Genomic DNA, 7,777 nt, shown 5'->3' with positions numbered 1-7,777 from the left:
TGTGCCTGCGACGCAGTGTTTAGATGCCTGTCAAGATACCTTTCAAGGTTTATGCAAGGGCCAAAGGTGTGTCTGGCGTCCATCGATTTATGGACAATGAGAAATCCAGTGCCTTGACATGATGGAACCAACCGGCAGGCAAATAGAACAGATCTCCTGGGTGCAGAATGCATTCAACGAAGTCTACGGTGCTGGCTAGCGGATATCTGTCATAGTCTGGTTGATCTGGATCGAAGGACGAAACGCATAAGGTGGGTTCGACCGCTTCGACGTAAAGATTGTCGACGGTAGCCGGTGAAGCAAGAAGGAAGCGCTTGCGTCCCCAGATTTGGGCGAACAAGTTATCTTCATAGTCACAATGTAGGCAGGTCACCGTACCCGCTGGCCCCAGCCATACGCGAGGGGTGTGCCAGCTATCGAAATAGGCGGGCCATTGGCATAAAGCATCCATCGGCAACGGGTGATCTCCGACGTAAGGGGGAACGGCGAAGTCGTTGTGATTGATCAGATCAAGATATTCCTTGAGGCTCATGTCATTGGGTGCGCTACCATCGGGCAATATGGGCGGAACATAGTCGCCGTACCGTGGAACGACCCTAAGCTCACCAAAGTGATGGTGCAGATCATCTGGACGATACATGTTGATCGGCCACATGTTGACGATTCCTTCGATGATGAAGGGTAAGCCGCCTGTGGCTGTTCGCTCAAAGTCGATTGAAGTGAAGGAGTATCGAGGTACCGACTGCAGCGGTGAAAGTTGAAGAGCGGTGTTCACTATCTGCTTACGGATATCGACGGCGCTACCAATGTTTGCGGGCATCGATGTATGAGCGTCTTGAGGGATTACGGGCTCGAGATTTTTCATAGGAAGAAAATGGCTATATTCTAAAGGTCCGGAGAGGCGCCCGCATCTATGCAGGCATGAAGGCCAGAATCTGATCGGGACTGCAGGTCGCGTTGTAGCCAAAGTAATCGGTGAAGAAAGTGTCTACACGATATTGATTTGGGTTGAGCAACAAGTGCTGGCCAATTTCCGATTCGGCATTTTCATCCTCGATAATGAAATAGTCCCCAGGCTGCATGTGTGCGGAAAAATGAGCAAGAATTCCGCCGATATTGACATGTGAGTCCTCAATGACCAGCCAGGGATGAGGCGCCTGACGCAGAAAATCGGCAGGAAAGGTTTTCTCCGGCGAGTGGGCGTCACCTTGAATAAAGGTCACCTGGTCGTGGCGAGTCAGTGGTGGAGCAAGGTCCACTGAATAGACATGGCAGTCCAGGTTGAACATTCTCATGAGGTCTGCCAGCCACACAGCGCTGCCCCCCGCTTCGCTACCGAATTCGAATATTGTCGCCGGCTTTATGTGCTCAAGCATCAGTGGGTACAAGGTGAAATCATATACCCCTTTCAGCAAGGGTAATCCTTTCCAGCGGTTGGCACCGTTGACGCCTTGGGAGAAAACTTGCATTGCTCCGCTCAGTACGGTTCCTGATAGGACTTTTCGTGCGAAGAAATCGACAAATCGACCCATGCCCCGCAGTTGAATGAACTTCTCCAACGCGGCTTTGGCCTGCAAGGTTGACTCTTCAGTAAGGCCAAGGTGGTCGACATGTCCCGATAGGATAGCGCGCGCATAGTTTGAAAAAAATGTCGCTGCGGCCGAGAACGTCTGATTATTTTCCAAGTCTTCGCGCATTTCAGAGATCACCTGCTCTCGCTGAGCCCCCACTAGCGGCTTTATCCCTGGATATAATGTGAGGTTGGCAAGCCCGTTTGGCAGAGCATGGGCGCAGGCCACGCATAGATCTTTATGATGTTGCAGGCAATGGTAACGATTAGCAGAGATCGCTATTTCAACAGAACACGCGTCACAAAAGGTTTTGGCGAAACCGACGGGACACTGGGAATGCATTTCGTAGCTGCGCATGGAGTGGCCTTAGAAGTTAGCAAGCGACATGAAGGTGTAGTGTGTTCTGGCTGAGCATTGAAACGCGCGACGTCCGTGCACGTAGCGGGTATTGTCAATCAGCATGATGTCACCTGCCTGCCAATGAACTTCCTGCACTAGCGCTCGGTGAACGTCATCGATTTCATCGAGGACGCACTGTGGAATCGCCGTACCATCTTCGAAGGTTACCGTGTGATTGTAGGGCCCTCGCAGGCTGTTGACGAAAGCGGCTTGCTGGCACCATTTAGGGGAGACAACCGCAGGCGATATGTACTCTCGAATCAGCGTGTCATCGTCATCGAAGCGCACGCTGGAACCCTTGAGTCTCAGTGACCCCACATGCATGCGGGCATCGAGAAACCCATCTGCTGTCAACCATGCTTCTCGGGGAAGGCAGTCGGAGTACTTGATCTTTTGAGCAAGGAAGCGCTCGCGGGTTTCTGCCGCCAGGGCTTGCCATATCGCGATACCGTCCGCATAGGTGGTTTGGCCTTGGCTGGCTGCCGGGGTTGCGCAGTAAAACCATAACAGCTCAGGGCGCGACGCAATCGCACCATTTTCCTGATGAAGGTCCTGCTCTGCGCCGTCACGGGCGATCATTTGCATACCGCTGCCGACGGCACTGCCCAATTTGGCTTCGCCGGGGCTGATAATGGTTTGGCTTGAAAACTGGCTGGCGAAGGATTCGAAAATCTGTGGAGACGTTTCGAATCCTCGGAAAAGCAAAAGGCCGGCGCTTTTGAAGGTGTCTTCGATAGCGCTGCGGTCAAGTTTGAAGAGGTCACGACAGTTGCCGCTGGAGCATAGTTTTGCGGTGCCGCAGGAAAGATCAGATAAGTCCATTTTTACTCGGTCCAGTCTTCAATCGTATCGAAGGTAATGTATACCCTGCAAAGTACTCATGCCATCAAGACATTTATTCAATGCGTGGATAGGGCGTGCGCGGGATTGAGGCGCGCAGCTTTGCGTGCCGGAATGAAGCCAAATACAAGCCCGGTCAGGACGGCACAGGTTAATGCGCCCAGACAAGCGAGTAGCGAAAGTTCAACGGGAACGTCGATTATCTCCAAGACCTGAACGGTGCCGACTCCCGAGACGACACCGATAATGCCGCCTATTGTCGTGACCATTATCGCCTCTATCAAAAACTGCGCATGAATATCTATTTGGCGGGCTCCGGTCGCCATTCTCATGCCAATTTCGCGAATGCGTTCCCGAATGTTCATGAGCATGACGTTCATTACACCAATGCCGCCCACGATCAGTGAGATGGCCGCCACTAGGCCGAGCATACGTGTCATGGACTGGGATGAATTTTCTTGGGCTTGGACCGTTTCGATCGGGTTCCAGACTTGGATATCCCTTGTGCGCCTCTGGCGTGCCAGTGTGTTTTGAATTGATTCTATGGTTTCGCTTGCCTTGTCGATCTGCTGCAACTGCACGGCTATCCAGGCGGGATAAGGGTGGCCGAACAGCCGGGCCGTCGCAGCGCGGTAGGGGACTGTCACCCGGTTGTCTTGATCCACGCCCCCACTAGGACCTTTGGCGGAGAAGACACCGATGACAAGAAACGGAACGCGATCAATCAGGATCGTTTGTCCTAGCGCAGAAGAACCGTCGGCAAACAGGGCTTTCTTGACCGTCTGGCCAATGATCGCAACTTGGTCGGTTCCGCGATAATCCTGCTCGTTGAAGAGCTTTCCCTCCGACACGCTCCAATTCAGAACGCTGGGACAATCAGAGGTGGCACCGCCGCCATAGGTTTCATGGTCGATATTGCCGCGCCGTACTATCACGCTCTCCTGGCTATAGGGCGCGACGGCCTGAACATTGGGTAGGCTCCTGATGGCCTCGGCGTCTTCTAGCGTCAACGGTGCGCTTCCCGAGCGCGTGCTGGACGGCTTGGTATATACAAACATCGTTCTGACGCCGAGCGTGTCGAACTGGGCCATGACCTGCCTCTGTGCACCACTGCCCACGGCTAGCATGATGATGACCGAGGCGACGCCTATGATGATTCCAAGTAGCGTCAAACCGGCCCTGATGCGGTTCAAATGCAAAGATCGCCAAGCAGTTCTAGCGAGTTCGAAAAAAATATGAGCGTGTTGATAATCGTGCTCGACGCGGTGCTTGGTCACGGATTCAGCGGAAGATGGCGCGAGGGCCGGGCGTGATTGGGTAGTGTCCCCACGATCTGTCCGTCATGGATCTCGACAATTCGCTGAGCTTGAGCCGCGACATTGGGATCGTGGGTTACCAATATGATGGTATGGCCCTTTTCTGACAGTTCGTGGAGCATGCCGAGGACTTCGCTGCCGCTGCTGCTATCGAGCGCTCCGGTGGGCTCGTCTGCCAGTATGATGTGCCCGCCATTTATGAGTGCCCGGGCGATAGCCACGCGCTGTTGTTGGCCGCCTGACAATTGACTGGGTTTGTGTTCTATACGTTCAGCCATTCCCAATCGTCGCAGCAGTTCAATGGCGCGGGTGCGACGTTCGGTGGCGGTCAGTCCGGCGTAGAGTCCCGGGAGTTCGACATTTTCCCTGGCGGTTTCCGTCGACAGCAATTGGTAGTTTTGAAAGACGAAGCCAAAGGTATTTCTGCGCAGTGCGGCTGTCTTGTCGCTATCGAGGTCAGCGGTGAGTTCTCCGTTCAAGCGGTAAGTGCCGGTGCTCGCGCTGTCGAGCATGCCGATGATGTTCATCAGCGTTGACTTGCCCGATCCTGACGCGCCAACGATCGCGACGAACTCTCCGGCGTAGATGTTCAGATCAATGCCGCGTAAGACGTCCGAGCTGACGGAAGATTCCCCGGCGATGCTTGTAGGCGACGCGTACCTTTTATGCACACCACGCAGTTCAATCAGTGGGACACTGTTATCGATCATTGCTGCTTTGAAGGCCGTCATCCGTTAGGGCCTGTCTTGTTATTTTCATTCTGCAGCACGACGTCGCCAGGTGTCAGCCCCTCCAGCACCTGGGCCGTGTCTCGATTGCGAACGCCGATGCGAACATGGCGAACGTCAACGCTGCCATCAGCTTGCTGAACGCGGGCAGTGTATTGATCCTGGCCAGTCCCCGTGAGTGACAATGCAGAAATAGGAACGGTCAAGGTGTTCTTTGCCAGTTGGCGAGTGAAGACAACTTGGGCGGTCATTTGCGGCAAGAGCGCGGTATCGGCGTTATCAACATCGAACAGTACCGTGTATACGACCACCTTGCTATTCGCTGGCATCTTGCCTTTGCTTGCGCCAATATCCATGGAAGCCGGCGGAGCAGGTAGCAACTGGCGCACCTTGCCCTGCCAGTGCCGTTGATCATCAGAAAGGGTTGTAAATTGCGCGGGCATGCCAGGCTTGATCTTATCAATGTCGGCTTCTGATACTTCAGTCCAGACCGTCATTTTTGTCAGGTCGGCGATTCGCAAAATATCGGGAGTCTGATAATTGGCATTCAATGTCTGGCCTTCCCGCGCATCAACAGAGATCACAGTGCCTGCCATCGGTGCATAGATTTTTGTATAACTCAGTCTCGCTTCATCAGCTTTCAATGTTGCTGAAGTTTGCACAATCTCAGCTTGAAGTTGTTCAATTTGAGCGCCGGTAGAGGTTAGCGTCGCCTCGGCACTTTGTAGGTCATCCAGGCTCGTGGCACCGTTCTGGGCGAGCACGCGAAGCCGTGCCAATCGCTGAGATGCAAGCCAGTGCTGTGCCCTTTGATCTAATAATCGTGCTTTTAGGGCTTTGAGGGAGGCCCGGCCAGCATCCACCGCTGCGGTTAAAACGCTCGGATCAATCTCAACAAGGAGTTCACCCTTGGCTACAATATCTCCCGGCTGTACATGCAGTTGCATGATCTGCCCTGAAACTTGGGCCCCTACATCGACATATTTTTTTGGTTGTAAATTGCCTAGTGCGGTGACATTGGTTTCTATGTCAGAGAGGCTGACTGATACGAATGTTGGGATAGTAGTCGCTTGAACTTGAGATTGTCGCCATAGTGTGGCTCCTGCAACGGTCAAGGCCAAGGTTATAAATGAAACTGCCAACTTGTGTTGTAGTGCTAGATGGGGTTGAAAGCATTTAAAAAAAGGCATTGCACTAGACTACCATGTCGATTGACAACTTTAAGGGCGTTCCTTACGGGCCCAGTATACGCAGGAAATGACTTTTTGCACTAGTGTGGTGTTTCAGAAGTGCCACTGAAATCACCCACCCCGTGCTTGTGCCGTGCGGGCTACTGAGCAAAGGATGTCTTCGCCGTGCTGTGCTATCTGAACGGCTTCGAGTTCCGGTGGTAATTTTGCAGGTTGTGCACAATCGACTCTTCAAGAGCTTTGACGCAGCAGCCTTATGACAACCCGCATCCAAGGGTGAAGGAGTAAGGGCAGCTATCGCCAACGCCGATACCAGGTAACGCAAAACACGCCCCCTCCAGACCTGGCACACAGGTATAACTCCCTCCATGCGCTACCGACGTCTGGATCTCAACCTGCTGGTCGCCCTGGATGTGCTGCTCGAAGAGCGCAGTGTCAGCCGGGCGGCACAGCGTCTCAACCTTGGCCAATCGGCGACGAGTGCGGCGCTGGGGCGTTTGCGCGAGCACTTTCAGGACCCGCTGCTGGTGCCGCTCGGGCGTGGCCTTGAGCCCAGTGCCCTGGCCCGCCAACTGACACCCAAGGTGCGCGAGCTGCTGAGCCTGACGGGCGAAGTGGTGGAAATGTCCCTGGCCTTCGAGCCGGCCCGCTGCGACCGACGCTTCGTGCTGGTGGCCTCGGACTATGTGTCCGCTACCCTGGTACCGGCGGTCAGCCGCACATTGGCCCGCCTGGCGCCCGATGCATCGCTGGTGGTTCGCGATTTGCCACTGCCGCGTGAGGGTGATGTGGTGGCCGAGGCACTGGATTATCGCCGCAGCGACCTGGTGATTGTGCCGCAGCGGCGCCTCAACACCCGCTATCCACACACCTCCCTGCTCCAGGACGAACTCTGCTGCATCGTCTGCGCGCACGAACCGCTTTATCAGGCGGGCCTGGACCTGGCGGACTACTGCGCGGCCGGCCACGTGGTGCGCGAGTTCACCGATGGCCAGAACCTCTCGCTGGACACCCAGTACCTGCGCGACATGGGCATCGAACGGCGGGTCGTGGTGGCGGTGCAGAGCTTTGCCCTGATGGCCGAGTTCGTCGTCGGCACGCCGCGTATCTCGACGTTGTTTCGCCGCCAGGCCGAGGCGCTGGCACGGCGCTATCCGTTGCGGGTCTGGCCGTCGCCGATCGCTTTTCCAGGGGCTCAACAGGTCTTGCAATGGCACCCGCAGCAGGCCAATGACCCGGCGCTGACCTGGCTCCGTCAGGTGCTGACGGAGCAGGCCGCGGCGCTCGCTCAGGACTGAAGATCGCCGGTGTCACCAACCAGGCCAAGCTCCTCGATTGCCAGCAGCGCGCAACGCTCATCGTTGTCCGAGGTATCTCCGCTGACACCCATGGCGCCCAGCAGTTGCCCTTCGTCATCGCGCAACAGCAGGCCGCCGGCCACGGGGATGACGTCGCCGCCGGTCAGGCTGTTGATGGCATCGAAGAACGCCGGCATGGCCTGGGCGCGGCGCGCCAGCTCCCGTCCGCCGAAGCCCAGGCCCAGGCAGCCGCGGGCCTTGCCGGTGGCGATCTGTGGGCGCAGAAAGCTCGCCTGTTCATCACGCAGCACGGCCAGGGGATGGCCCGCAGCGTCGAGGATGGCGACAGCCAGCGGACGCACGCCCAGCGCGCGGGCATGCCGCAGGGTCGAGGCAGCCAGGCGCGCGGCCCGTTCGAAATCAAGGACGATCATA

The 7,777-nt window shown here is 55.9% G+C and carries 6 protein-coding genes and 1 pseudogene; 1 reads left to right on the top strand and 6 read right to left on the bottom strand.

Going from position 1 to position 7,777, the window contains the following annotated elements; all coding sequences use genetic code 11:
• Positions 1-49: 49 nt before the first annotated feature.
• The 5 genes and pseudogenes from ACZ5KU_RS19270 to ACZ5KU_RS19250 form a co-directional block, all read right to left on the bottom strand.
• Positions 50-820 (bottom strand): cupin-like domain-containing protein, encoded by a 771-nt coding sequence (locus ACZ5KU_RS19270; protein WP_160320663.1) that lies wholly within the window; start codon positions 818-820, stop codon positions 50-52.
• 91 nt (positions 821-911) lie between these two features.
• Positions 912-1,928 carry a CmcI family methyltransferase gene (locus ACZ5KU_RS19265; protein WP_464736037.1) on the bottom strand — a complete coding sequence of 339 codons (1,017 nt, stop codon included), beginning with the start codon at positions 1,926-1,928 and terminating at the stop codon, positions 912-914.
• 9 nt (positions 1,929-1,937) lie between these two features.
• On the bottom strand, positions 1,938-2,792 hold the full coding sequence (locus ACZ5KU_RS19260; RefSeq protein ID WP_054063638.1) for a TauD/TfdA family dioxygenase: 855 nt from the start codon (positions 2,790-2,792) through the stop codon (positions 1,938-1,940).
• Positions 2,793-2,869: 77 nt separating this feature from the next.
• A pseudogene (locus ACZ5KU_RS19255) lies at positions 2,870-4,836 on the bottom strand (ABC transporter permease).
• A gap of 17 nt (positions 4,837-4,853) precedes the next feature.
• Complete coding sequence (locus tag ACZ5KU_RS19250; protein ID WP_081009893.1) at positions 4,854-6,044, bottom strand: efflux RND transporter periplasmic adaptor subunit; 1,191 nt, start codon at positions 6,042-6,044, stop codon at positions 4,854-4,856.
• Between the two features lie 368 nt (positions 6,045-6,412).
• On the opposite strand from ACZ5KU_RS19250, the gene ACZ5KU_RS19245 reads away from it, so the two are divergent.
• Positions 6,413-7,342: a LysR family transcriptional regulator gene (locus ACZ5KU_RS19245; protein WP_416769448.1), complete on the top strand. Its 930-nt coding sequence runs from the start codon at positions 6,413-6,415 to the stop codon at positions 7,340-7,342.
• On the opposite strand, the gene ACZ5KU_RS19240 is transcribed toward ACZ5KU_RS19245, so the two are convergent.
• Positions 7,333-7,776, bottom strand: coding sequence for a GlcG/HbpS family heme-binding protein (locus tag ACZ5KU_RS19240; RefSeq protein ID WP_416769446.1), 444 nt, complete (start codon positions 7,774-7,776; stop codon positions 7,333-7,335). The genes ACZ5KU_RS19245 and ACZ5KU_RS19240 overlap by 10 nt on opposite strands.
• Position 7,777 lies beyond the last annotated feature (1 nt).

Source organism: Pseudomonas sp. Tof1 (genome assembly GCF_055390395.1).
Note: the sequence above shows the minus strand (reverse complement) of the source record. Positions and strands in the feature narration are given on the sequence as shown.

Coding starts and splice junctions, on each gene's coding strand:
- ACZ5KU_RS19270 (WP_160320663.1), bottom strand. CDS start 820: ATGCCCGCAAACATTGGTAGCGCCGTCGATATCCGTAAGCAGATAGTG.
- ACZ5KU_RS19265 (WP_464736037.1), bottom strand. CDS start 1,928: ATGCGCAGCTACGAAATGCATTCCCAGTGTCCCGTCGGTTTCGCCAAA.
- ACZ5KU_RS19250 (WP_081009893.1), bottom strand. CDS start 6,044: ATGCCTTTTTTTAAATGCTTTCAACCCCATCTAGCACTACAACACAAG.
- ACZ5KU_RS19260 (WP_054063638.1), bottom strand. CDS start 2,792: ATGGACTTATCTGATCTTTCCTGCGGCACCGCAAAACTATGCTCCAGC.
- ACZ5KU_RS19240 (WP_416769446.1), bottom strand. CDS start 7,776: ATGATCGTCCTTGATTTCGAACGGGCCGCGCGCCTGGCTGCCTCGACC.
- ACZ5KU_RS19245 (WP_416769448.1), top strand. CDS start 6,413: ATGCGCTACCGACGTCTGGATCTCAACCTGCTGGTCGCCCTGGATGTG.